At 69.7% G+C, this 287-nt stretch carries 1 pseudogene; it reads left to right on the top strand.

Annotation, left to right across the window (positions count from 1 at the left end):
• Positions 1 to 287: pseudogene (gene tcuB / locus AC1MIR_RS27855) on the top strand (tricarballylate utilization protein TcuB); the annotation flags it as partial.

Below are 287 nucleotides of genomic sequence, written 5' to 3' on the forward strand. Positions count from 1 at the left end.
GCCGCCCCGGAAGCCGCCCCCGCCGGCGCCCCCCGCGAGGCGATGCAGGATGCCTGGCGGCAGATGCAGGTCTGCAACGCCTGCCGCTATTGCGAGAGCTATTGCGCGGTGTTCCCGGCCATGGCGATGCGGCGGGACTTCAGCGAGGGCGATCTGACGCACGTGGCGAATGACTGCCAGGGCTGCATGGGCTGCTACCAGGCCTGCCAATCCGCGCCGCCGCATCCCTTCGAGATCAACATCCCCGCGACCTTGGCGCAGATCCGCCAAGAGAGCTACGCGGCGCA

It is taken from the genome of Falsiroseomonas sp. RANM36, from assembly GCF_056682175.1.